24 protein-coding genes are annotated in these 22,475 nt (G+C 56.3%); 14 read left to right on the top strand and 10 right to left on the bottom strand.

Features of this window, described 5'->3' with window-relative positions; genetic code table 11:
- Positions 1 to 131 precede the first annotated feature (131 nt).
- Both FJV47_RS10945 and FJV47_RS10940 read left to right on the top strand, forming a co-directional pair.
- A complete protein-coding gene (locus FJV47_RS10945; RefSeq protein WP_159612842.1) occupies positions 132 to 1,112 on the top strand; it encodes a nitrilase-related carbon-nitrogen hydrolase in 981 nt (326 codons plus the stop codon).
- Positions 1,105 to 2,127, top strand: coding sequence for an agmatine/peptidylarginine deiminase (locus FJV47_RS10940; RefSeq protein WP_235026421.1), 1,023 nt, complete (start codon positions 1,105 to 1,107; stop codon positions 2,125 to 2,127). The genes FJV47_RS10945 and FJV47_RS10940 overlap by 8 nt, the downstream gene beginning before the upstream one ends.
- A gap of 10 nt (positions 2,128 to 2,137) precedes the next feature.
- Here FJV47_RS10940 and FJV47_RS10935 read toward each other — a convergent pair whose 3' ends face one another.
- Positions 2,138 to 3,310, bottom strand: a complete 1,173-nt coding sequence (locus tag FJV47_RS10935; RefSeq protein ID WP_159612840.1) for an FAD-dependent oxidoreductase — start codon at positions 3,308 to 3,310, stop codon at positions 2,138 to 2,140.
- Positions 3,311 to 3,413: 103 nt separating this feature from the next.
- On the opposite strand from FJV47_RS10935, the gene FJV47_RS10930 reads away from it, so the two are divergent.
- The 5 genes from FJV47_RS10930 (at position 3,414) to rlmN (ending at position 8,359) form a co-directional block, all read left to right on the top strand.
- Entirely contained in the window at positions 3,414 to 4,160 is a 747-nt protein-coding gene (locus tag FJV47_RS10930; protein WP_159612838.1) for a sulfite exporter TauE/SafE family protein, read from the top strand.
- A gap of 45 nt (positions 4,161 to 4,205) precedes the next feature.
- Complete coding sequence (locus FJV47_RS10925; RefSeq protein WP_159612836.1) at positions 4,206 to 5,381, top strand: hypothetical protein; 1,176 nt, start codon at positions 4,206 to 4,208, stop codon at positions 5,379 to 5,381.
- Positions 5,382 to 5,416: 35 nt separating this feature from the next.
- Positions 5,417 to 6,079 carry a GPP34 family phosphoprotein gene (locus FJV47_RS10920; RefSeq protein WP_159612834.1) on the top strand — a complete coding sequence of 221 codons (663 nt, stop codon included), beginning with the start codon at positions 5,417 to 5,419 and terminating at the stop codon, positions 6,077 to 6,079.
- A 274-nt stretch (positions 6,080 to 6,353) separates the two neighbouring features.
- A complete protein-coding gene (locus tag FJV47_RS10915; RefSeq protein WP_159612832.1) occupies positions 6,354 to 6,950 on the top strand; it encodes a hypothetical protein in 597 nt (198 codons plus the stop codon).
- A 110-nt stretch (positions 6,951 to 7,060) separates the two neighbouring features.
- Positions 7,061 to 8,359, top strand: a complete 1,299-nt coding sequence (rlmN, locus tag FJV47_RS10910) for a 23S rRNA (adenine(2503)-C(2))-methyltransferase RlmN (protein ID WP_235026420.1) — start codon at positions 7,061 to 7,063, stop codon at positions 8,357 to 8,359.
- A gap of 70 nt (positions 8,360 to 8,429) precedes the next feature.
- On the opposite strand, the gene FJV47_RS10905 is transcribed toward rlmN, so the two are convergent.
- On the bottom strand, positions 8,430 to 8,687 hold the full coding sequence (locus FJV47_RS10905; protein WP_159612830.1) for a hypothetical protein: 258 nt from the start codon (positions 8,685 to 8,687) through the stop codon (positions 8,430 to 8,432).
- A 167-nt stretch (positions 8,688 to 8,854) separates the two neighbouring features.
- Here FJV47_RS10905 and FJV47_RS10900 point away from each other — a divergent pair, with 167 nt between their 5' ends.
- Entirely contained in the window at positions 8,855 to 10,051 is a 1,197-nt protein-coding gene (locus tag FJV47_RS10900) for a pyridoxal phosphate-dependent aminotransferase (RefSeq protein WP_159612828.1), read from the top strand.
- 109 nt (positions 10,052 to 10,160) lie between these two features.
- Positions 10,161 to 10,517 carry a DUF2695 domain-containing protein gene (locus tag FJV47_RS16775; protein WP_159612826.1) on the top strand — a complete coding sequence of 119 codons (357 nt, stop codon included), beginning with the start codon at positions 10,161 to 10,163 and terminating at the stop codon, positions 10,515 to 10,517.
- A 3-nt stretch (positions 10,518 to 10,520) separates the two neighbouring features.
- Here FJV47_RS16775 and FJV47_RS10890 read toward each other — a convergent pair whose 3' ends face one another.
- On the bottom strand, positions 10,521 to 11,192 hold the full coding sequence (locus FJV47_RS10890; protein ID WP_235026419.1) for a DedA family protein: 672 nt from the start codon (positions 11,190 to 11,192) through the stop codon (positions 10,521 to 10,523).
- Between the two features lie 349 nt (positions 11,193 to 11,541).
- On the opposite strand from FJV47_RS10890, the gene FJV47_RS10885 reads away from it, so the two are divergent.
- Genes FJV47_RS10885 through FJV47_RS10870 form a run of 4 tightly spaced genes read left to right on the top strand, consistent with a single transcriptional unit; the run spans position 11,542 to position 14,943 of the window.
- On the top strand, positions 11,542 to 12,453 hold the full coding sequence (locus FJV47_RS10885; protein WP_159612822.1) for an ABC transporter ATP-binding protein: 912 nt from the start codon (positions 11,542 to 11,544) through the stop codon (positions 12,451 to 12,453).
- Entirely contained in the window at positions 12,450 to 13,205 is a 756-nt protein-coding gene (locus FJV47_RS10880) for an ABC transporter permease (protein ID WP_159612820.1), read from the top strand. Before FJV47_RS10885 ends, FJV47_RS10880 begins: the two co-directional genes overlap by 4 nt.
- Positions 13,202 to 14,341, top strand: coding sequence for a sensor histidine kinase (locus FJV47_RS10875; protein WP_159612818.1), 1,140 nt, complete (start codon positions 13,202 to 13,204; stop codon positions 14,339 to 14,341). The genes FJV47_RS10880 and FJV47_RS10875 overlap by 4 nt, the downstream gene beginning before the upstream one ends.
- On the top strand, positions 14,338 to 14,943 hold the full coding sequence (locus FJV47_RS10870; RefSeq protein ID WP_159612816.1) for a response regulator transcription factor: 606 nt from the start codon (positions 14,338 to 14,340) through the stop codon (positions 14,941 to 14,943). The genes FJV47_RS10875 and FJV47_RS10870 overlap by 4 nt, the downstream gene beginning before the upstream one ends.
- On the opposite strand, the gene FJV47_RS10865 is transcribed toward FJV47_RS10870, so the two are convergent.
- Positions 14,944 to 15,444 (bottom strand): DUF456 domain-containing protein, encoded by a 501-nt coding sequence (locus FJV47_RS10865; protein ID WP_159612814.1) that lies wholly within the window; start codon positions 15,442 to 15,444, stop codon positions 14,944 to 14,946. It lies immediately after the preceding gene.
- Between the two features lie 29 nt (positions 15,445 to 15,473).
- Entirely contained in the window at positions 15,474 to 17,021 is a 1,548-nt protein-coding gene (locus FJV47_RS10860) for a long-chain fatty acid--CoA ligase (protein WP_159612812.1), read from the bottom strand.
- Positions 17,022 to 17,228: 207 nt separating this feature from the next.
- On the opposite strand from FJV47_RS10860, the gene FJV47_RS10855 reads away from it, so the two are divergent.
- Positions 17,229 to 17,957: a VOC family protein gene (locus tag FJV47_RS10855; RefSeq protein WP_159612810.1), complete on the top strand. Its 729-nt coding sequence runs from the start codon at positions 17,229 to 17,231 to the stop codon at positions 17,955 to 17,957.
- A gap of 12 nt (positions 17,958 to 17,969) precedes the next feature.
- Here FJV47_RS10855 and FJV47_RS10850 read toward each other — a convergent pair whose 3' ends face one another.
- The 5 genes from FJV47_RS10850 to FJV47_RS10830 all read right to left on the bottom strand — a co-directional run bounded on the left by FJV47_RS10850 (position 17,970) and on the right by FJV47_RS10830 (position 22,471).
- Complete coding sequence (locus FJV47_RS10850) at positions 17,970 to 18,770, bottom strand: GNAT family N-acetyltransferase (protein WP_159612808.1); 801 nt, start codon at positions 18,768 to 18,770, stop codon at positions 17,970 to 17,972.
- A 171-nt stretch (positions 18,771 to 18,941) separates the two neighbouring features.
- On the bottom strand, positions 18,942 to 19,988 hold the full coding sequence (locus FJV47_RS10845) for an LLM class flavin-dependent oxidoreductase (RefSeq protein WP_159612806.1): 1,047 nt from the start codon (positions 19,986 to 19,988) through the stop codon (positions 18,942 to 18,944).
- Between the two features lie 29 nt (positions 19,989 to 20,017).
- Positions 20,018 to 20,224, bottom strand: a complete 207-nt coding sequence (locus FJV47_RS10840) for a tautomerase family protein (protein WP_159612804.1) — start codon at positions 20,222 to 20,224, stop codon at positions 20,018 to 20,020.
- 13 nt (positions 20,225 to 20,237) lie between these two features.
- Positions 20,238 to 21,722 carry an aldehyde dehydrogenase gene (locus FJV47_RS10835; RefSeq protein ID WP_159612802.1) on the bottom strand — a complete coding sequence of 495 codons (1,485 nt, stop codon included), beginning with the start codon at positions 21,720 to 21,722 and terminating at the stop codon, positions 20,238 to 20,240.
- On the bottom strand, positions 21,719 to 22,471 hold the full coding sequence (locus FJV47_RS10830) for an alpha/beta fold hydrolase (RefSeq protein ID WP_159612800.1): 753 nt from the start codon (positions 22,469 to 22,471) through the stop codon (positions 21,719 to 21,721). Before FJV47_RS10830 ends, FJV47_RS10835 begins: the two co-directional genes overlap by 4 nt.
- Positions 22,472 to 22,475 lie beyond the last annotated feature (4 nt).

Raw genomic sequence — 22,475 nt, 5'->3', positions numbered from 1 at the left:
GCTTGAAAATCTCTTGACATGAGCATACACAAAATAAACGAAACTTATTCGTTAAATCTCTTGCCATGATCGCCGAAATGGCTCTACGCTATAAAACGAATCACATTCGTTTATGAACCTGAAGGTGAACCATGCAAGAAATTTTGGCCATGACCCCACCTGAGTCTCCTGCCCGCGTTGACGAGGCCGAGCGTGGCACACTCACCGTAGCCCTGGTCCAGCACCGCTGGCACGAAAACCCGGCCGAGACCGAGGCTGAGCTGGAAGAAGGTATCAAGCGGGCAGCTGGACACGGCGCACAAATCGTCTTCCTGCCAGAACTCACGCTGAGCAAGTACCCGGCCTTCGAAATCCCGGATGCGGCGCGCGCCGATGCCACCGCCGAAGATCTGCTGACCGGCAAAACCTTCAGCTTCGCCAAAAACATGGCCGCCACTTACAACATCCACGTGCATATTTCCCTGTTCCGCACGGCACCGGATACCGACGGACTGGGCCTGAACACCGCCATCATTGTTTCGCCTGAGGGAGAACTGGTGGCAGCCACCAACAAGCTGCACATTCCGCGCACCGCCGGATATTATGAAGACAAGTACTTCCGCGAAGGCCCGAACGAAGACCCATATCCGGTGCACCAAATTCCTGCACTAGGAGATGTGTCCATGGGGCTGCCCACCTGTTGGGATGAGTGGTTTAGCGAACCACCACGCATCTACTCACTGGCAGGTGCCGACCTGCTGGCCTACCCCACGGCCATCGGCTCAGAGCCGGATCACCCAGACTTTGATACCGAACCACTGTGGCGCCAAACGATTGTTGGCAACGGCATCGCCAACGGTCTATTCATGGTGGTACCTAACCGCTGGGGCGATGAAGGAGCATTGGCCTTCTACGGGTCCTCTTTCATCTCCGACCCCTACGGGCGCATCCTTGCCCGCGCCCCGCGGGATGAATCGGCCGTCTTGGTGGCCACCTTGGATTTGGACGCGCGCCGGGACTGGCTCGCGCTCTTCCCATTCCTGCGCACCCGTCGCCCGGAAACCTATTCGGCGTTGACACAACCGCGTGTTGATTCACAGTTGGGCGAGCAGAAGGAAGATTCACATGCCTGAGTGCTTCATGCCCGCCGAGACCGCAGCGCACCAGCGGATTTTCATGGCCTTCCCCTCGGGCGGCTACACGCTGGGGGACACCGAAGAAGAAGCGGAAGCAGCTCGGTCCACGTGGAGCCAGGTCGCGCGAGCCATCTGTAAATTCACGCCCGTGACCATGGTGGTTGATCCCTCCAGCGAGGCCGATGCGCGCCGACACCTAGGTCAGAGCGTGGAATATTCAGTCCACGAACTCAACGATGCTTGGATGCGCGATATCGGACCAACATTTGTGCACACCGCTAATAACGAGTGGGCCGCCGTGAACTGGAATTTCAACGGGTGGGGCGCCCAAAACTGGGCGAGTTGGGATAAAGACAGCCTGATCGCGGGCCACCTTGCTCAGCTCACTGAGATTCCAGAAGTGCGTGCGAGCATCACCAATGAGGGTGGTGGCATCCACGTTGATGGTCAAGGAACCATCCTGGCCACCCGCAGCGTTCAGTTGGATCCGGGGCGAAACCCAGGGGCCAGCGAAAAAACGATTGAAGATGAATTCGCCCGGCTGCTGGGCGTTTCAAAGGTGATCTGGTTGGATCGCGGTCTAACCCGCGACAATGAAGAATTTGGCACCCGAGGTCACGTGGATATTGTGGCCTGCTTCGCTGAACCGGGGGTGGTGCTCTATCACCACCAGCAGAATCCCGAGCATCCAGATTTCCTGATCTCGCAGGAAGTGCGTCAACGCCTCGAAAGCTCAACCGATGCTCAGGGCCGGAAACTCACACTGATTCCCGTGCCAGCTCCCACGGTGCTACGCGATGAGGAAGGCTGGGTGGATTACTCCTACATCAACCATCTGGTGACCAATCAGGGCGTGATCGCCTGCGCTTTTGATGACCCCAATGACCAGCAAGCCGCTCGCATTCTGGCTCAGGCCTACCAAGGCCGCGAAGTGGTAAGCGTGGATGCGCGCGAATTGTTCGCCCGTGGCGGTGGAATTCACTGCATCACCCAGCAGCTACCCCAAAGCTAATGGGAGACTGCTAGCTGATGCCCAGCGCGCGCCGTCGTTCTAAGAACAACGGTGCGCGCTGGGTGGATGAGGCAGAGAACAAAGGCTCCGAGCCCCGTGTTCCCAAAGCCAACCCAGCAAGGTATTCACCGATGGCCGGAACAAACTTAAACCCGTGACCGCTGAAACCTGCACCGATGGTGATCGGGCCGAGCCGGTCCAAGATGAAGTTTTCATCATCGGTATTCGAATACGTGCAAGAGACCGACTCGTAGACCTGAGAGTCCACCTCTGGCAACCAGCGTTGTGCGTACTGCTGAAGTCCGAGAATTTGTTCCTCTATGACCTGATGTTTGCGGTGATCCGGATCCGTGACCTGTCCCGAACCGTGCCAGCCAACCTTGATCCCTTGACCAGGAGTGTGCATGCCATAAACCGGGCCAAAAACGCGTGAACCAATATCCCGGCGGCCATCCACTATGTGGTTAAAGCCAGGGAACTTCGCTGAAGTAGAGCTCAACGCGAAGTGCACCGGGTGCTCCTCGGTGACGTGGATAGCTGGCAGGTTGTGGACTCCGAGCAAGTGGTGGGTCCACGCCCCTGCGGTAACGATCAGGTGCTTGGCAGACACAGTGCTCTCGGAGTCCTGGTGGCGAACCCTGACCCGAACCAGCTCATCATCGATCACCTCGATAGCTAGCGCCTGATGATGGTGTTTGATCGTTGCCCCGGCACCGGTGGCTAGTGCTTGCATGGTCGAGACCGCAGCATCGGCGTTGATCTGCCCGCCGGCAGGAATATGCAACACCTCGGTTTCAAATTTCATCCCGGTAAAACGTTCTTGAGCTTCGGGGATGCTCAGCAGTTCGCTGGCAAAACCCGCGCCTGCTAGCACCTGGTGCATTGCTCGCTGCTCGGCGACAATCCCGTGATTAACCAACCCGGTGCGGGTGAGCAGTTGGGTATTGGCCTGCAGAGAAATCTCATCCCACAGGGTATTAGCGCGTTGCAACAATCGTAGATATTCGGGCTGCGCATAGGCGGGGTTGAAATTACGGGTTGTCCCGTGGGAAGCCCCGTTCACATGGCCGGGTTCGAACCGCTCCAAAAGTAATACTTCGTGGCCACCTTGGGCCAGGGACAGTGCGGTGCCCGAACCCATAGCTCCGCCACCAATGATCAAAAAATCTACATTGTTACTCACGTTTACAGCCTAAAACCTTAGTCAGTGGCTTGAGCGTGCGAGCTAGGTTTCATATCTGGGCTAACGTAATAAGAAGACATAATCGTGCATACGGGAAAGAGAAATGTTGAGCGGGGAACTAGCAACGGTGCTGTCGCTGGCAGCAGCGGTCTTCGTTGGAGCCTCCACCCAACGCATTTCCGGAATGGGCTTCGCCATGGTCGCCTCTCCATTCCTCGTTTTGGTCCTCGGGCCCCACGCCGGAATTACGTTGGTCAACTTACTTGGCGCCTGCAGTAGCCTGATGATTTTTGTGCAGGTCTTCCGCCAGGTTCAATACAAAAAGGTCATGCTCATCCTGATTCCGGCGATGATCATGACCCTTCCCGGTGCCTGGGTGGCAGCCAGAGTTGACGGGCCGTGGCTCTCCATCGGCATCTCCTTGATGGTGATTTTGGCGCTGGTTTCAAGCTTCCTGATTCGAAACCTTCCCGCCGCCCAAGGCAAAGGCCTAGCCATTGGTGCCGGCGCCGTTTCAGGATTTATGTCGGTTACCGCCGGTGTTTCAGGGCCCGCCATTGCCGGCTACGCGGTAGCCAGCCGATGGCCACAACGCGAGTTCGCAGTCTCGGTGCAGCTGTATTTTTTGGTGCTGTCTTGCACCTCGTTGCTGGCCAAGGGCGGACTACCGCAGTTGCCGGTGGGCCAATGGATCGGTTGCTTCGCCGCCATGGTGGTAGGGATCCTGCTAGGAAATTACCTAGCACCAAAGATCCCGCCCAAGTACAGTCGTGTTTTTGTGGTCTTGATTGCTTTTGCCGGAGCGCTTGGTTTGATGATCGAAGGAATCACCGCGCTCGCCGGGCGCTAGGGATCGTAATACTGGTTTATCCAAACAAGTGAGAGTATGGAATACGTGCCATACCAGTATTCTCACGCCACTGATAGTCCCCGTATCAGCGAATTGACCATCGAGCGACGCGCTCTGTGGGCCGGACTGATCTGCTCAATTTTCGGGCTCACCGCAGGGTTGATCTTTTTTGCCGGCGAACGCCCGACGATATTTGGGCGCTGGTCGGTGGGCTGGGTAGCGGCCCTATGCGGTGGAACCGCGGCAGCCGCAATGAGCGCCTATGCATTCCGCTCCATCCTGCGTTACCGCGAGCCGTGGCTCCGAAAAATTCCGGTATGGCGCCAACTTCTCACGGCTCTCGGACTGATCGTGGTGCACGCTGCGAGTGCAGTGATGATCATTTTGGCGGTCTTTCACCTTTTTCAACAAGCCTTTGTGGGTCTACGACTTGATGTCTTAGCTGGCGCCCTCGCAGTGAGTGCCGTAAGCGGACTGGTCGCCTATTTGTGTTCGGTAGCCACCTCTCGGACCGACGCTGAAACCCTGTCGGTGGTGCTCGGTATTTTCATGGCAGCGGGCGTATTGATCAGCATGTTGCTGGCTGAGGAACAAGGCTGGTGGCGCAGCATGTTCTCTTATCTGGGAACTACGCATGCCGGCCGCGGATCGTTTTGGACATTTAATCTGACGCTGATTATCTCCGGTCTGGTGCTCGCTGCATTTACCGAATTCCTCACGCGCGACCTCGTATTGTTATCGCGCACCTACCGCTGTCGTCCGGCCTTGCGTCGCTATACGTTGGCCAGAAAACTTCGACCTCGCCCGCGCATCGTGCGCTGGTGCCTGGTGGTGGTGGCCGTAGGCATCATCGGGATTGGGATGGTTCCGGTGGATGTATCCAAGGAAGTGCATTCGGGCTTCGTGCAGCTGGCATCGGTAGCAATGATCATTCTTTTGGCAGGCACCGCTGTGCTGCTTCCCGGGTATCCTGCCATCTTCCATCTGATGTCTTATACTGCATTGGGCGCTGTGTGGGTTGCTTTTCTCCTGTGGCACGACTGGACTTACTACAACCTGACCGGTTTTGAATTGGCTGTTGTCGCAATCATGTTCTCCTGGATTTCCGTATTCATTCGCACTACTGCAGCGATGACACGTGACGGAAAGGCCCCCGATCAAATACTCGCCGCTGGCGAACACCCCGTACCTCATATCTCGCAATATCCGCCAAAAGACTGAGGACTTGAGCGCAGGGTGATCGGTAGCCTGTAGGCATGCTGATCTCAGAAAAGCTCTATTTGTTGATGGCCGATAACCAGCAGAAGCCCGAGGCTGTTATGGCGGCAGCTGGGTATGGAATGAACGCAGCGGTACTTTCCGACCTTATGATTGCTGGACGGATTGCACTGAGCGATGACCGGCCGGCACGGATCAAGCTCATCGGCGCAGGGCCTTGCCCGGATCCGGTGCTGGCTTCTCCGCTAGAAAAGCTGGAGAAAAAAGAGGGCGTGAGTTTGGACGCGGCGGTCAAAATACCTTCGCTGTGCGACGTCAGATTAGTGACCGACTCTTTGGCCAAGGCAGGAGTCGTTGAATACGGTGCACGGACTTTGTTAGGTTTGGGCAAAGAACGAGTCAACATTCTTAATGATCAAATTGAGCGGCAGATACGTGCGGATCTCGGAGCAGAACTGCACGGTAAGAAGCCGGCGGGTATCAGCGACACGACTGTACTGGCGATCTTGCAGGCTCTGGGCATTGCCCAAGAAGTGCTTGAGCAGGAGATCTCTCCGATGAGCGAAGGACAGGCGAAAGCACGGATTGCTGAACTAGCGCAGGACTCGCCAACAGCTGATTCGGCCCAGCGTGCCGTCGCTCAGGTAAACAGCATCATCACCAGCGAGCCGGTCATCCCTCCTGCGACGAGGACCAAGTAGCTTTAGCGTTGCCGAGCACCGCGTGATAACGAAGCGACAATGATCCGGTCACGGATTGACGCCGAGGCTCCACGTGTTGCAGTTAGGGATCTTAAGCGCGAATCGACGCGACGACCCATGAATTAGTTGTTGCAAGACGGTTCCTTCTGCCAAGACTTGATGTCGAAATCATAACTGTTATGTCGATCTATTGCACAAAAGCGTCGCGGTAGCAGAAACTGGCTGAGCCTACATTCGCATGCAACGGTGCACGCGAGGTGAGATAAGGATCAGCATGTCTAAGAAGATTCGCACAATTCTGTCCGCAGTCGGTGCATTAGCGCTCACCGCCACGGCGATGGCTCAAGCATCAGCGGCCCCACCCGAACGGAGCGAGGTCACGTGGGTCACGGCTGAAATGGCCCACATCGGAGAACTCGAAGGGTTCCCAGGAACCTCACAACTGATCAGTTTTTCCGGCAACACTGACGGGTTTAGCGATGTGGCAGTGGTTGGATTCGACTGTCCTGCTGGTCAGCTTCCCTCTTGGGAACCAGAAAGTGGCTGTGAAATCGGCGAGATCGTGGGTATGTATGGTTACGAGGCCAGCGTGCGCGTCGATAAGAAGCTTTCTCGTGCCACCATCGAATCCACGGTCCGTATCTATGAAGGCGAATCCGAAACCGGTGAGCCGATCTGGGGCCAAGCCCGCCAGCTGAGTGTCACGGCGCAAGCAACCGGACCTCTGGTGAAAACGCGCGACAAGCAAGAGGGATACGTTCGCATCGACAGGGAACGTCCTGCAGTGGTCACCAACGGACAAGTCGGCGAACTGGATCTGACCGGCAGCGTGGGGAAGATCGACTACGTCAAGGAATCCTACAAGAACTAGAAGGCCAACCAAGCGGTGCTGCGCAGGCGATAAGCTGAAAGTGTGGCACCGCTTATCCGTGCCCAAACTCACCGCCAACGCGCAGTCGATACGTGAAACAATAGGTAGTAATGACTTCCATCGATTCCACACCACTTTCCGCTGATGAACGCAAGGCACTGCGCACCGAGCAGGCCGCCGCTCAGCGCGCCCAGCAGCTTCGCATCTCCAAATCCCGGGCCAACGCCGAAGGCCGTGCCCAGGTAGTCCCAACCGCCGAAGGTTGGAAGCAAGAGATGGGTGCAGATGGTCGTCCAGAGCTGCAGTTCTCCACCAAGCGCCGTGTTTCCCAACCGCCAACGCACCTTGCCGATCTTTCATTAGCTGAGCGTCAGGCCAAACTGAAGGAACTGGGACTGCCAGCCTTCCGTGCCAAGCAGCTCTCAGTGCACTACTTCCAGCACTACACCACCGATCCAGAGAAGATGAGCGATCTTCCCAAGGAGCGCCGCGCGGAACTTGCCGAGGCAATGTTCCCGAAGCTGCTCACCGAGGTCAAGCGCCTAGAGACCGACGATGGCAAAACCATCAAATTCCTCTGGCGCCTCTTCGATGGTTCACTCGTAGAATCGGTACTGATGCGTTATCCAAACCGCATCACCCTATGCATCTCCTCGCAGTGCGGCTGCGGTATGAACTGCCCGTTCTGCGCCACCGGCCAGGCTGGTCTGACCCGCAATATGTCCACCGCTGAAATCTTGGACCAGATCGTTCAGGCCAATCGCGTGATCGCTGAAGGTGGTTTGGGTGGCAAGAAGCACCCAGATGAGCGCGTTGGCAACATTGTGTTCATGGGCATGGGTGAACCACTGGCTAACTACAAGCGCGTCATGAACGCCGTACACCGCATGGTTGCTGAAGCTCCTGAAGGCCTAGGCATGAGTGCCCGCGGCATCACCGTGTCCACAGTGGGTCTTGTGCCAGCCATTCGCAAACTGGCTGACGAGAATGTTCCAGTGACCTTCGCGCTGTCCTTACATGCTCCAGATGACGAGCTACGTGATGAACTGATCCCAGTGAACTCGCGTTGGAAGGTCGATGAAGCACTGGACGCCGCCTTCGACTACTACGTCAAGACCGGCCGTCGTGTCTCCATCGAGTATGCGCTGATCAAGGACATGAACGACCACGAATGGCGTGCAGAAATGCTCGCCAAGAAGCTGAACGCCCGTGGCCGCGGCTGGGTGCATGTGAACCCAATTCCGCTGAATCCAGTACCAGGCTCAATCTGGACCCGTAGCGAACCGGATATTACTTCCAAGTTCGTACGCCGCCTCGATGAGTTGGGCGTCCCAACTACCCTGCGCGATACCCGCGGCAAGGAAATCGACGGGGCTTGCGGTCAGCTAGCTGCCGACGGCGACAAGTAACAACAAGAATCGGGATACAGTTCAACGAACTGTATCCCGATTCTTGTTTAAGTAAACGTACCGTGACTGACTAGATTTTCTCTTGAGAATCAACGTTGCGCACTGCTGCAGTAAAGCGACGTTCAAACTCTACGGCGCTGACCAATTCGCGCTCCACACGGAATGATGATTCCGGGATGCCAAGTACCGCAGCAATGAGGGTGCGGGTGTAGCCGGCGATCTTGCGCGACTTTCGGGTGCAGGTCACCTGGTCAATTTCTGGAACCCAAATGTTCCACCAACCGCCTTCTTTGCCGACGACTGCCTGGAATACTTTTTGCTCGCTCACTACTTCTCCTGCTTTCACCCGGTGGCCACTGATGTGGCACATCATCTCTGTTTCTAGTCTCCCCGGTCAGTCAAGCTTTAACAAGTGGTTCGGTCTTTTCGGTGTAGCGTGAGAGGCTGAAAGAACGGCGTTGGCCACGCAGACATGCGGGCAGTGAGGAGACAACAGTGCAGGTTTCGAATCGTTCCCAGGTAGCTCCCTTCGAAGTGATGCAAATAGTTGATCAAGTATCCACGATGCGCCAAGAAGGCCACGACGTGATCTCCTTATGCGTCGGGGAACCTGGTGGGGGAGCACCAGCAGCGGTCAACGACCTAGCTGCCCAACTACACTCCGAGCATGCAGATTTTGGCTACACCTCCACCGCTGGCTTAGTCGAAACCCGCCAAGCATTGGCCGAGCATTACCGGGGGACCTACTCGGTGCAGATTCCTGCGAAAAATTTTGTGATGACCACAGGTTCTTCTGGCGCGTTTCAGCTCGCGTTTCTCGCGGCCTTTGATGTCGGTGATGTAGTTGCGCTACCGCGCCCGGGATACCCGGCCTATGCCAACATCCTTCGGGCATTGGGACTGAAAGTAGTTGACCTGCCCACCGACGCAGAACAGCGTTTCCAGCCGACCATCGCTCAGCTAGAACAGGTTAAGAAGGAACAGGGTCGACTTGACGGCTTGGTGGTAGCTTCACCAAATAACCCCACTGGGACCATGCTCAGCGCCGATGAGCTGCGGGAACTAGCACCGTGGTGCGAAACCAACTCGGTGCGATTGATCAGCGACGAGATTTATCACGGCATTGAGTTCGATCCGCAACGACAGGGGCACACCTCATGGGAGTTCTCGCAGTCCTCGATTGTGGTCTCGTCCTTTTCTAAGTACTGGGGTATGACCGGATGGCGCCTTGGTTGGATGATCGTTCCGGATGACCTGATACCCGCCGTGGACGCATTGGCCTCGAACCTGGCACTGTGTGCTCCGGCTCCCGCACAGCGAGCCGCGGTGGCTGCCTTTGAGCCGAAGAGTATGGAAGAAGCAGACGAACGAGTCCAAGAGTTTGCTCGAACCCGAGCACTTGTTCTTAAAAACCTCGGCAAGCTTGGAATTGTTGAGGCTGCCCCTGCCGATGGCGCTTTCTACCTCTACGGTCGACTGGCCCCAGAAGTGCTGGAGCATTTTGAATCGGCCAGTGAATACTGCAAAGCAGTCCTAGGCCATGCGCATGTGGCGTTGACTCCCGGCGGAGACTTTGACCCATTTGAAGGCCACCTATTTATCCGACTGTCATTTGCTGCTGGATATGAGCGCGTCGCCGAAGCGGTTGAGCGGGTCGACGCATTCCTGCGGCAGAGCATTGCCGGGGCATAGATTTCCACAACTCGCATTACCTGGTCCGGTGCCAGCAAGTGTTCATTAGACAGTTATGGCCAAAGCAATCAATGCATTGCTTTGGCCGTAACTGTCTTAAGGAGTCTTGATGTCCGAGCTACCACTACCTGTTGAACACGAATGTCTGCCTTGTTTCCTGTATCGAGTTACAGGAATGCAGAGTTGCGACGGGTCACTAAAACTGCTGACTCACTATCGTGATCAGTGTGCTCCGCGAGCCACAGCACTGGAGAAAAAGATGCGGATGCTCGGTGGATATTGTGACTGCGAAGTCTTGCTTAACGCAGTGAGGCCAGCAACCACCCAGGCTATGCGCCTGATTGAGGTGGGAGAAGACTTGGTCTGCAAAGGAGTACGCCGCGGCACAATTCAACCTTGCGAGAACTGGTTGATGCGCCGCGGCGTGCAGTGGGGTGGCGGTCGATTTAGCCGCCGAAGTGCTTAGAAATTACTTTTCGTTGTTCGTGCTTGGCTTGCGAGCCTTGAGCAACTCGATGCCGATGGGGACAACTGAGATCAGCACGATCAGGATGAAGATGATGTCGATATTCTCTTCAATCCAACTGAACTGTCCCAACCAGTAGCCCAACAGCGTGACACCAATGCCCCACAGTGCAGCGCCAATCAGGTTGAAACTGACGAAGGTCTTATGATCCATCTTGGCCACGCCTGCAATGACCGGGACGAAGGTTCGTACCACTGGAACGAAGCGAGCAAGAATGACCGCGCGGCCACCGAATTTCTCGAAGAATTCGTGAGCGCGTTCAACATTCTTTTGCGAGAAGAAGCGAGAATCAGGTTTCTTGAAAATCGCTGGGCCAGTTTTTCTGCCGATCATAAAGCCTGTCTGATCGCCAGCAAAAGCACTGATGAAAATTGCTAGGGCAAAGAGCCAGAGCGGAATGTGAATGGTGCCAGTTGCGATCAGCATGCCCACGGTGAAAAGCATGGAGTCGCCCGGGAGGAAGAATCCAACCAGCAAGCCGGTCTCAGCGAAGACGATGGCGCAGACAAGCAAGAGAACCCAAGGGCCGAGGTCTGGGTTGTTCAGGAAGACTGCAGGGTTCAGCCAGTCAGGCAGGAACGCGGCACCGATGGTGGGTGACGCATAATCCGTCACGAGAGAAAGAAAAGTAGATTGATCTAGCACAAGGAAAATTTTACGGTAGGCGGCTGTGAGTTTCCCAGAGCCCTTGCGTGAAAGTCCTTTGGACAACACCTTAATAGCTGCCGGTTTGTATCACTGTTCTCTCACGGCATGGCTCTGATTACGGTGTCTTCTCGATCCAAGCAGTTCCGCTCAAATCAGAAGTCCGTCAATATTGTTGTAGAGGTCACATGAATTTTAAAAACTACAGGCCAGATGGTTGTTTTGTGCAACCAATTTTCTTCTCCCCATGACAACGGTCATGGGTAGAACATGACAATCCACTCTTCTCTATGCAGGACGCGAAGCGAAGAATGAAGATATGAAAACACAAGGCGAGGCCATCAGCGTGAAGGCAGTGAAGAAATCCTTCGCGGTCCGCAACGGAACAGTTGAAGCGGTTAAAGGGATTAACCTGCAGATTTCACGCGGTGAAATTGTTGCTCTTTTAGGGCCCAATGGTGCCGGAAAAACCACCACTGTCGACATGCTCCTTGGGCTCACGCAACCAACCCACGGATCCATTCAAATCTTGGGGCAAACTCCACACCAGGCCATCTCCGCCGGCCAGGTGTCAGCGGTTTTGCAAACCGGTGGCTTGCTTCGAGACATGACCGTCGGTGAAACCATCAAAGTCATTGGCGCGGCCCATGGCCGTCCGGAGCGAGTGGCTACCGTTATGCAACGAACCGATTTGGAAAAGATCGCCAAGCGCAAAGTCGGCAAATGTTCGGGCGGTGAGCAACAGAGGATCAAATTTGCGTTGGCCCTACTGCCTGACCCAGATGTACTGATCTTGGACGAACCCACGGCCGGCATGGACGTTATGGCACGTAGAGCGTTTTGGCAGACCATGCGCGGCGAGGCTACCGAGGGACGCACCGTCATTTTCGCAACCCACTATCTAGAAGAAGCCCAAGCCTTCGCCCAACGAACAGTGCTGCTCAGCCAAGGGCAAATCGTCGCCGATGGGGCAACTGAAGAACTGCGCCACTTGATTTCGGGTCGTACCGTATCGGCCACCTTCGCCTCAACAGATGATGCCGAGCAGTCCAGTAGGTTCGATCAGTCGGTTGCTGTCACCGATGTGCAAGGTCTTCGATATGAGTTCAATTGTGCAGACTCGGACAGCTTTGCGCTGGCGCTACTACAGCAGTACGGCGCACGCGACATAGAAATTTCCTCTCCCAGCCTCGAAGACGCTTTCATTAAACTCACCAAGGACGCATCATGATGACCACCTATATCCAAGTGGAATTCGCTCGGCATTTCCGCGACGGTTACAACCTTGTTTTTGCACTGCTCTTACCCGTTGCAATGTATGTACTGTTCGGGAACATTCCCAGCTACACGGATACGGAAATCGGTGCCGGCAACGTCAAGTTTTATCTCATGATCTCCATGGCAGCCTATGGCGCAGCGGTCAGCACGGTATCGATTGCTGGTACCGTCGCCACCGAAACCATGCAGGGATGGGGGCGGCAAATAGCCCTGACCAAGATGTCATCTGCGAGCTTTGTGGGAAGCAAAATGATCGTTGCTGCCACCGTGGCCGCCGTGTCTGCGGCAATTGTTTTTGGTGTGGGTGCTTTGACCGGGGCAACGGTGAGCCAGGGCTGGATCTGGGGCGTAAGCTACCTAGTCATCCTGGCAGGAGCGATGATTTATGCCTGCTACGGTATCGGTGTCGGCATGATCTTCAAATCCGAATCAGCCCTCGGACTTGCTTCTGGACTGATGGTATTTTTTGCCTTCTTTGGTAACGTCTTCATGCCATTGGACGGGGCAATGCTTGACGCTGCGCGGTTCACGCCAATGTACGGCTACGTGGCACTGGCACGGTATCCGCTTCTGAAGGACATGCCTGAAGGAACCGATATGGCTCCGGACCCCATGTGGATGATGGCAACTAACCTAGTGTTATGGGCAATCATCTTCGCCGGCTTCGCGGTTATCGCCACACGCAAGGCCAAAGCGCGTCAGTGAGTCAGGCGATGCAGACCCAAGCAAGTTTTGACGATAACCAGGAACAGTTCTGGAACTTATGGGGTTGGCTGCTCTCCGGGGTCTGGATCGTTTTTCTAATCTTTCCGATCTTGGACTTGGTCAATAAACCGTATCCCGTCACGGTGCGAATTGTTGGCTTTATCTTGTTGGCTGTTTTTGCAGTGACCTATCTTCGTGGTTATGCCAAATATTCCTCGGTGGTCGGTTTCGGCGGAACCCGTGAATGGCCCGCACAAGCCCGTTTTCTTGTCCTGACAGGGATCGCGCTGCTGGCTCTGCCGGTGACGGGACTCAGCGCACTGGGGTTGATACCTTTTGTGACCTCCTATGCGGCATTCTTACTGACCAGACGCTGGACCCAGGTCACTTACGCGGTGGCCACGGTCACGGTCATTGCCTTGCCATTAGCCTTGGGGCGTTTCGTCGATGCTCTATTTTTGGTCGGGTTGAATCTGGTCATGATGGTCGTCTACGCAATCACCGTAGCCGCCATAACTAGGGCGGCTACGGCCGAAGAATTACGCGGTGACTATCTGGTGTTAGCCGAGCAGGAACGGGTGGCGCGCGATGTTCATGACGGGATTGGTCATTCGCTGACCGCGTTGAATCTCAAAGCGCAACTGGCGATGAAACTCATGGACGCCGAGCGCTACGAACAAGCCCGTGCCGAAGTGCAGCAGCTCTCGGAGCTTGCGGTGAACGCGCTCGACTCGGTGCGCACCACCGTACATGGGCTCAACCGTCAGGATCTCGACGCTGAGTTAGTGCAGCTGCGGGTGGCCTGCAAGGATAATGATCTGAGCTTCACCGTGATAGGCAATGCGCAGCAGGTACCGCTGCGCTGGCGGTCCCACACCGCATGGATCATGCGTGAGGCAGTAACGAATGTTCTGCGCCATGCGCATGCCAGCATGGTGCGTATCAGCATCAGTTCCTCAGAAGTTAGTGTTGAGGATGACGGAGACGGACTAGGTGCGAGCGACGCCGGTCATGGCATCCGTGGCATGCAGGAACGAGCCAACCAGATCGACGCGACCGCAAAAGTAGGAGCATCAGAACTGGGCGGCACCTGCGTCACGCTTACATTCGCATCACAGAGCAAGGGAGCTGCATGATTCGAATTCTGTTGGCAGATGACCAGCATCTTATCCGCGGCGCGTTAACTGCCCTGTTGAACCTCGAAGATGACATGCAGGTGGTTGTTCAGTGCGCCGAGGGCGATGAAGTTGCCGCCGCGTTGGACACGCACCGGGTAGACGTGGCGTTGCTGGATATCCAGATGCCGCGGCTTGATGGGCTGCGCGCTACCGAGCAACTCAGAGCGAAGCACCCCGAAGTGAAGGTGCTGATCCTGACCACCTTTGACCGTCCCGGGTATTTCCGACAAGCCTTCGAAGCCGGAGCCAGTGGCTTCTTGGTCAAGGATGCGCCGCCAGAACAACTATTGACCGCCATCCGCAAGGTCCACGCCGGCGACAAAGTGGTTGATGCACAGCGGGCGATGCTTAGTGTAGAAACACGACGCAATCCACTCACCGAGCGGGAGCGAGAAATCTTGGGTCATGCCGCCAGCGGTGCGCCGGTCTCACAGATCGCGGCTACGGTACATCTCTCGGCTGGAACGGTGCGCAATCATCTGTCCAACGCCATCGGCAAAACTAATACCGCCAACCGGATCGAGGCTGCCCGACTAGCAAGCCAACAGGGCTGGATCTGACTAGCGGGTGGCGAAGTGCGTGATCAGGCCGATGACCCATACCGACGAGGCCAGAAGTACACAACCGAATTCCACCACGATACCCAAGCCCATGGCCTTCAGCGCCGCCCACGAGGAGCCCAGCGCGCCGGAAAATTCGCGCCGACGCATGCTTTCGCCAGCAAACAGGCCTACCGCAAATCCGACAAATAGTCCGATCACCGGGATGATGAAGGCACCGGCAATCGCACCGATGACCGCAAAGAGAATCGAGCCTTTGGGGACTTGATGCTCTTTGAGCTTTCGCCCGGTGAGTATAGCCGAGGCTGACCAGCCCAGTACCGCAATCGCCATGCCCAGACCGGCAGCCCACCACGAGGCAGCAGAACCCAGCAGCCAGCCCCAGGCCAGGAGCGTGCCGATGGTCAGCAGGGACCCTGGTAGCACCGGGAAGATTGTGCCAAGTGCCGAAACTACCAGAAGCAATCCGGCAATGATCGTATAAATAATCTGTGCGTCCACTTACCTAGTGTGGCACGGAAATCCTCGACTTATTCCTGACTGAACTGGGCAACCAGTTCACGTTTGAGAATCTTGCCCGAGGGACCCAGTGGGAATTCTTTGACGATCTCGATGAAGCGCGGGTACTTGTAGGCGGCCATTTCTTCGCTGGCCCAGCGGATCAACTCTTGCACGCTCAGAGTCGAGCCCTGAACCAGGGTCACCGAGGCCACTACTTCCTGGCCATGCTTTTCATGAGGTACCCCGTACACGGCCGCATTGGAAATTTCTGGATGGCTGGTGAGCACCTCTTCAACTTCGCGCGGGTAGACGTTATACCCATTGCGCAGGATCATGTCTTTGGTGCGATCTAGAATGCGAAGGTAGTCCTCTTCATCTTTTGTGCCCAAATCCCCGGTGCGGAACCATCCATCAACCACTGCTTCCGCCGTCGCATCAGGCCGGTTGAGATATCCGGAGAAGAGGTTGTGGCCACGGACTACCAATTCGCCGAGCTCCCCGCGAGGCAGTAATCGAATTTCATTGGGGTAGGCAGGATCTGCGATCTCCACATCAACACCCCAGACTGGAGTTCCAACAGTTCCCGGGCGTGGATCGCGGCCCACATGGTTAAAGCACGCCACCGGTGAGGTTTCGGTTAGTCCGTAGCCCTCGTAGATTCGTGCACCAAAGCGCTGCTCAAATGCGGAGAGCACCGACAGCGGTAGGGAGGCCCCGCCAGAAATCGCGTAGCGTAGATTGCTAGGCTTCCCTTCACGGTTCGCACCTGCCTCAACCAGTGCGACGTACATGGTGGGTACGCCGAAGAACACATCGATATCCGCATCCAAGACCAAATCTAGTGCCGCATCCGCGGTGAATTTAGGCAGAAGCATAACTTCTGCACCGATGCGCAACCCTGTATTCATCACGCAGGTCTGACCGAAAGTGTGGAACAGTGGCAAGCCGCCAAAAATCTTATCTCCACGGCGAATGTCCATGGTATTCAGCAAGTTGGAGTTCGTTTGCTCTATCAGCGCTAAATGAGTTCCCAGAGCGCCCTTTGGTTTGCCAGTGGTCCCAGAGGTGTAAAGAATGGTCGCGATGTCCTCGGCCTTGCGTGGCAAATAAGTGGTAATTGCGGTGGCCGTGGCCGCCAAGTCTTCCAGACGTGTCACGCTTCCTGCTTCAGGTTCCATCACGCTGAGCAAGGTCACGCCCGATTCTTGTGCCCCCTTGGCACCTTCACCGAGCAGTGCGGCTGCCGCGACCAAGACCTTGGCTTCGGCATCCTCCAAGACGTAGGAAATTTCGCGGGCTTTTAGCAGTGCGTGGATAGGAACTACGGTGGCACCTAAGGCGAGTACGGCGTAGTACACGCGAGCGAAGTCGGTGACGTTAGGAATCAGCACTGCCACACGATCACCTTCGCTGACGCCTTGATCCTTGAGCGCACCGGCGTAGGCTTTGGCTTCGTCCCAGAGTTCACGGTACGTGGTGCTGATGCCATTCATAGTGATGGCGTTGAGCTCGGGGTAGCGGGTGGCACCTTCGGCCAAGATCGCGGCCACCGATATGGTGAGGTTTGATGTGCTCATTAAAGTCTCCTCGACGCGACAAATATGAAGTGTGCTCCATGTCACAAATAAGCCTAATGGAACCGCGTGCCAAATCAAGGCACTAGGTTTCGTAATATTGGCGAACTCTTCGCTGAACCGGCATAGACTCGGCCCATCAAACTGGTGTGAGCGCGAAATGGGGAAGCGATGCCGGTAGACAGAGGTCCAAGGGCCGAACCTTGCTGGGTGGATTTACTCACTAGCGACTTTGACGGAGCTATCGAGTTCTACTCGCAACTTTTCGGGTGGGAAATTCATGATGATCCGCAAGCTCGTATCGACGGTTATTTGCCGGCCAGCCTAGATAATCAGCTCGTTACTGGATTTGTGCTCAACGATCAGGATCAGGTGGCTGCGGATGCTTGGACGACCTACCTGAATGTGACTGACATTCATGCGGCCGTGTTTGCCACCAAGTTGCATGGTGGTCAGCGCTATCTCAAACCTGTGGTGGTGCCAGGTCAAGGAACCATTGCCCTTATTGGTGACCCGGCAGGTATTGGAGTTGGGCTTTGGCAATCTTTTAATCCCGCCAACTATCCGATGCGGAGAACCCATGGTCATCGGATCTGGAATGAGTTGCACACCAAACACTTTGAAGTGGTCGGTCGTTTTTATCGTGAAGCTTTGGGCTGGGAATTGAATCCAGTTTCAGAGACAGCTGACTTTCGCTATTACACACTGGGCCAGGGAGCCGATGCGGCCGCTGGACTCTATGACATTTCTGGCCAAGAATCTGCCGAGGGCTGGCGTACGTACTTCGCTGTTAATGATGCGGATCAGATAACTGAACTCGCGCAGAGCTTGGGCGGCAAAGTTATTACCGAGCCTCATGATTCTCTTTTTGGACGCATCGCTATGCTCAGCGATCGCGGAGGAGCTGAATTTGCTGTGATCACTCCGGAACGCAAATAGTGCACAGGTAGGTTAGGAGCTTGCACGATTCCAAACATATGGCGTGGTGCTAGAAACTTTGAGTAGCCCTTGGCTTTCTAAGATTGGCCGCGAATACTCGGTGGAGTCGCTGTGTACGTAGCGCAATCCGTGGGCTATGGCACTGCGCGCCCGGGCATCGGTCAGCGCACGATAGATTCCGCAGCCTCGGTGTTCTGGCAATACTCCGCCACCCCATAGGCCAGCAAATTCGGAACCCACCACAGGCTCCAAACGACCGGCACCCACCATTTGCCCCTCGACCTCAGCCACCCATAATTCCATGCCGTCGTCCCTGGCCGTACGAGAGACCAAAGCATTGGTGATAGCAGGATCGTAAGGCTCGTCAAAGGCGCGTGCGACCATGCGGCACATAGTTTCGATCTGCGCGGGCGATTTAACCTGTCGCACCACAAGACCTGGTGGGGGAGCCTGATTACTGATCAACGATTGCATGAAACCGATCATGATGGATTCCGTCGGCTCAGGTATGAACCCTAATTCCTCCAGACGCTGCGCCAGACCCGGGGCGTGATCATGGACCCGGGTCTTGAACTCCACAGTGGAAATTTCGGGTTGAGCAAGAAAGTACTCTAGCGCCGGGGCCGCTAGCTCGGCTAAGGACTGCGGCGCGGTGGTGGAGAAGTGCGGGTAGGTAATGAACCCACGACCCTCAGCGAAAGTGACAAGTCTTAGCGGGCCGAGACGCTGAACGTGCAGGGCACTGGGCGTTTCCGCATCGGTGCGAAGCTGAGCGTCGTAGAGCGCAAGGAGTTCTTCACGTTTCTCTGGCATTTGCTCAGTTTACGATCATCTCGCTTATTATTTCTCGCGAAGCACGCTCATCGGCGGTTCCAGCACACCTCGTCAATAGCTCGAGACGCATTTGTCTTTCCTTAAACCAATTTGTGGTGGTCAGGTCCCTTAGTAAAAGACCCGGCCACCACAAATTCTTTGATCAGAAAGTTACTGCGCAAACTTCGGAATGACCTCGTCGATGAACAGCTTCAAGGACCGCTTCTTCTCCTCGTGGCTCATAGCGTTATCACTCCAGAAGCTGTACTCGCTCACGCCCAGCTGTTCATAATGACGCAAACGGTCAACAACTACATCTGGCGTGCCGATCATTGCCGTGTGATGCAGCGAGTCAGGAGTGAATTCTTCGCGGCCGGCAAACTTTTCTTCGGGGCTAGGTTCGATAAAGCCATTTACCGGCTCCACCTTGTTACCAAAAACTGCGTCAAAAGTGCGGTAGAACTTTTGGATGCTTTCGGCGGCCGGACGCCAAGCTTCAGGCTCCTCGGCGCTGTGGACGTAGGTATGGCGAAGCACCATGATGTCAGGGCGTTGCGAGATCTCTGGGTGAGCCTCGATAGCGGTTTCGTACTTTTGAACTAGTGACTCAACTTCTTCGTCCCCCTTCATCAAGGGCGTCACCATGACATGACAGCCGTTGGCTACGGCGTAGTCGTGGGATTCGGGACTGCGCGCGGCGACCCAAACGGGGATTTGCGCCTGTTTTGGTTTAGGAACCGAAGTGGATGTGGGGAACTGCCAGACTTCGCCATCGTGAGCGTAGTCCCCTTCCCAGAGTTTCTGCACCGCAGGAATGAGCTCCTGCATGGCCTGACCGCCATCGGTCGCCTTCATGTCCTGGGTCATGCGATCAAATTCAAATTGATACGCGCCTCGCGCAACGCCTAATTCTGCACGACCGTTGCTGATGATGTCGAGCAATGCCAATTCGCCGGCGGCCCTAATTGGGGTCCAAAACGGCGCAATGATCGTGCCTGCGCCTAAACGAATAGTAGAGGTCTTGGCCGCAAGATAGGCCAGCTGTGGGATGGGGTTGGGGGAGACGGTGTATTCCATGGAGTGGTGCTCGCCAATCCAGACGGTGCTGAAACCTCCGGCCTCGGCCATCTGAGTTAGCTCAACCAGATTTTCGAAGTGCTCTTCGTGGCTGATGGTGTCGTCATAGCGTTCCATATGGATGAACAATGAAAAGCGCATGGTGATCCTTCCTTAGTGGCTCGGCTGCTTTAGGCAGTTGCCTCGGGGTTATTGCGTTCAGCGATGGTTTGATTGGTCCGGGACCAGTGTTCGTGTTCGATTTCGCGCACGATAACGGTGATGTTTTCCGGGGCGGCGCCGACCGTATCTTCGGCCGCCTGATGTAGTGCGGCGATCAGGGCGCGCAATTGCTGTGGGCTGCGGCCCTTGGCGATAGAAACGTCAATCAATGGCATGTTTGATTCCTTTCTAGCTGCGCATCACGAAGGGATCTGCTACCGGTGATTCATCGGTATTGATCCAGACACTCTTCAGACGGGTGTATTCGTTCATAGATTCCAAGCCATGCTCGATGCCAACACCGGAAGACTTGAAACCCTGTCGTGGGGACATTGGGGACATCGCACGGTAGGTGTTCACCCAGATCGTGCCGGCCTCCAGTTTGCGAGCCATGCGATGAGCGCGGGCCAGGTTTTGGGTCCACACACCGGCAGCCAATCCGTATTCGGTGTCATTGGCCATGCCCAGCAGTTCTTCTTCGTGCTCGAAGGGCATGATGGCAGCTACTGGTCCGAAGATCTCTTCACGCACCACACGCATGTCATTGTTCACGTCGGTCAGGACCGTGGGAGAGAAGAAGTACCCTGGCAGTTCCAAAGCATCGGGACGCGAACCACCGGCAAGAACTTTGGCGCCTTCATCCGCTCCGATCTTCACGTAGGAAGAGACTTTCTCCAGCTGGTCGGCGAAGGCTAACGGGCCCAGTTCGGTGGAATCCGAGAGTGGGTCGCCAATGACAATGGACTTGGCACGTTCGGTAACTCGTTCTAGCAACTCGTCGTAAACCGACTTGTGCGCGAAGACGCGACTGCCGGCAATACAGGTCTGCCCGGCCGCTGCATAGATACCGGCCACCACGCCCATGGCCGCGTTGGACACGTTAGCATCGTCAAACACGATATTCGGGCTCTTGCCACCGAGCTCCAGGGTGCAACCGATGAAACGGCTGGCAGCCTCGGCCGCGATCTTCGACCCGGTAGCAGTGGAACCGGTGAAAGAAATCTTGGCCAGCAGTGGATGCGAGACCAACGCAGCACCGGCCTCGGCGCCAAAACCGGTGACCACGTTGACCACTCCCGGAGGGAACCCGGCCCGATCGGCTAACTCGGCCAGTAACAGTACGGTTCTGGAGGTGTACTCGCTGGGCTTGATGACCACCGTATTGCCGGCAGCCAGCGCTGGAGCGATCTTCGAGGTGGTCAGGGTCAGCGGTGAATTCCACGGGGTGATCGCTCCGACCACGCCCAGCGCCTCACGCTGCGTATAGTTCAAGATCGCCGGGTTCATGCTCGGAATCTGGGCACCCTGCACCTTATCGGCCAGCCCGGCATAGTAATAGAGGTATTCGGGCAGGGTGGCCAGCTGGCCGCGCATTTCGCGTAGCAGCTTGCCGTTATCTAGGGATTCGTAGCGGGCCAGTTTTTCGGCGTTCTCGCCGATCAGATCGCCCAGGCGACGCAACAGGTGTCCACGAGCGGTGGCGCTCAAAGTGCTCCATGAAGGTGCGGAGAAGGCCTTGTGGGCGGCCTTAACAGCGCGGTCCACGTCTTCGGCGTTGCCGCGGGCGACATCGTAGAGCTCTTCGAGGGTCGCCGGATTGGTACTGGTGAAGAAACGATCTTCGCTGGGAGCGACGTGCTCGCCGTTGATGAAATGCAGGTAACGATCACTCATTCCTGTTTCCCTTCGTTGTCTCTGAAAAAACTGTTCAATTCCGCGGCTAGGGCCCGCGGATTCTCCACCGGGAGCATGTGCCGTGCCCCGGGGATGATGCGCAGCCGCCCCTGTGGCACGGCGGCAACCAGTCGGTGGGACATCTGCGGGGTTGATCCGGGATCCAATTCGCCGGTGATGGCCAGCGTCGGCTGGTTGATCTTACTCAGTTCCCCGGCGATCTCTCGATCACCGCGGGCGAACACCGCGTAAGCGTGAAGATAGGATTCCAGGTCGTTGCCCGCCATAGTTTGGCGCGTAGCCTCGATGCGTTGCGGGTCCACGGTGGTCGTCGAGGCCGGGAACCAGCGTTCGATGGCCCGGTCCACCCCCTGGGCGAAGTTGGTGCCGGCGGTAGCCAGGCGTTCCTCAACCGCTGCCGACTCTTCAGCTGTGCGCTGGCAGACGGAGTTGACCGCGGATAGGGTCAGTACGCGTTCGGGAGCGAAGCGAGCCAGATATTGGGCAATTAATGCGCCGAGCGAGAATCCCACCAGGTGCACCGGCTCACGAGTATCCATGCGTTCCAGGACATCTGCGGCCAGGCTCGCTAGGGTCTGCGTGGCGCGCAGCGGTGGACGTAACCCGTGCCCGGGTAGGTCCAGGGCCACCGAAGAATGCTCCAGTTGTTCACGCAACGGTGTCCACATGGTTCGATCCAGTCCGACTCCGTGCAGGAGAACAACCAAGGGCTGCTTGGTGCTTGTCATGCGT

It is taken from the genome of Glutamicibacter sp. JC586, assembly GCF_009805585.1.
In the GTDB taxonomy this organism is placed as follows: Bacteria; Actinomycetota; Actinomycetes; order Actinomycetales; family Micrococcaceae; genus Glutamicibacter.
This window is presented reverse-complemented; position numbering and strand designations above follow the sequence as displayed.

Coding starts and splice junctions, on each gene's coding strand:
- FJV47_RS10945 (WP_159612842.1), top strand. CDS start 132: ATGCAAGAAATTTTGGCCATGACCCCACCTGAGTCTCCTGCCCGCGTT.
- FJV47_RS10940 (WP_235026421.1), top strand. CDS start 1,105: ATGCCTGAGTGCTTCATGCCCGCCGAGACCGCAGCGCACCAGCGGATT.
- FJV47_RS10930 (WP_159612838.1), top strand. CDS start 3,414: ATGTTGAGCGGGGAACTAGCAACGGTGCTGTCGCTGGCAGCAGCGGTC.
- FJV47_RS10920 (WP_159612834.1), top strand. CDS start 5,417: ATGCTGATCTCAGAAAAGCTCTATTTGTTGATGGCCGATAACCAGCAG.
- FJV47_RS10915 (WP_159612832.1), top strand. CDS start 6,354: ATGTCTAAGAAGATTCGCACAATTCTGTCCGCAGTCGGTGCATTAGCG.
- rlmN (WP_235026420.1), top strand. CDS start 7,061: ATGACTTCCATCGATTCCACACCACTTTCCGCTGATGAACGCAAGGCA.
- FJV47_RS16775 (WP_159612826.1), top strand. CDS start 10,161: ATGTCCGAGCTACCACTACCTGTTGAACACGAATGTCTGCCTTGTTTC.
- FJV47_RS10885 (WP_159612822.1), top strand. CDS start 11,542: ATGAAAACACAAGGCGAGGCCATCAGCGTGAAGGCAGTGAAGAAATCC.
- FJV47_RS10880 (WP_159612820.1), top strand. CDS start 12,450: ATGATGACCACCTATATCCAAGTGGAATTCGCTCGGCATTTCCGCGAC.
- FJV47_RS10870 (WP_159612816.1), top strand. CDS start 14,338: ATGATTCGAATTCTGTTGGCAGATGACCAGCATCTTATCCGCGGCGCG.
- FJV47_RS10860 (WP_159612812.1), bottom strand. CDS start 17,021: ATGAGCACATCAAACCTCACCATATCGGTGGCCGCGATCTTGGCCGAA.
- FJV47_RS10850 (WP_159612808.1), bottom strand. CDS start 18,770: ATGCCAGAGAAACGTGAAGAACTCCTTGCGCTCTACGACGCTCAGCTT.
- FJV47_RS10845 (WP_159612806.1), bottom strand. CDS start 19,988: ATGCGCTTTTCATTGTTCATCCATATGGAACGCTATGACGACACCATC.
- FJV47_RS10840 (WP_159612804.1), bottom strand. CDS start 20,224: ATGCCATTGATTGACGTTTCTATCGCCAAGGGCCGCAGCCCACAGCAA.
- FJV47_RS10835 (WP_159612802.1), bottom strand. CDS start 21,722: ATGAGTGATCGTTACCTGCATTTCATCAACGGCGAGCACGTCGCTCCC.
- FJV47_RS10830 (WP_159612800.1), bottom strand. CDS start 22,471: ATGACAAGCACCAAGCAGCCCTTGGTTGTTCTCCTGCACGGAGTCGGA.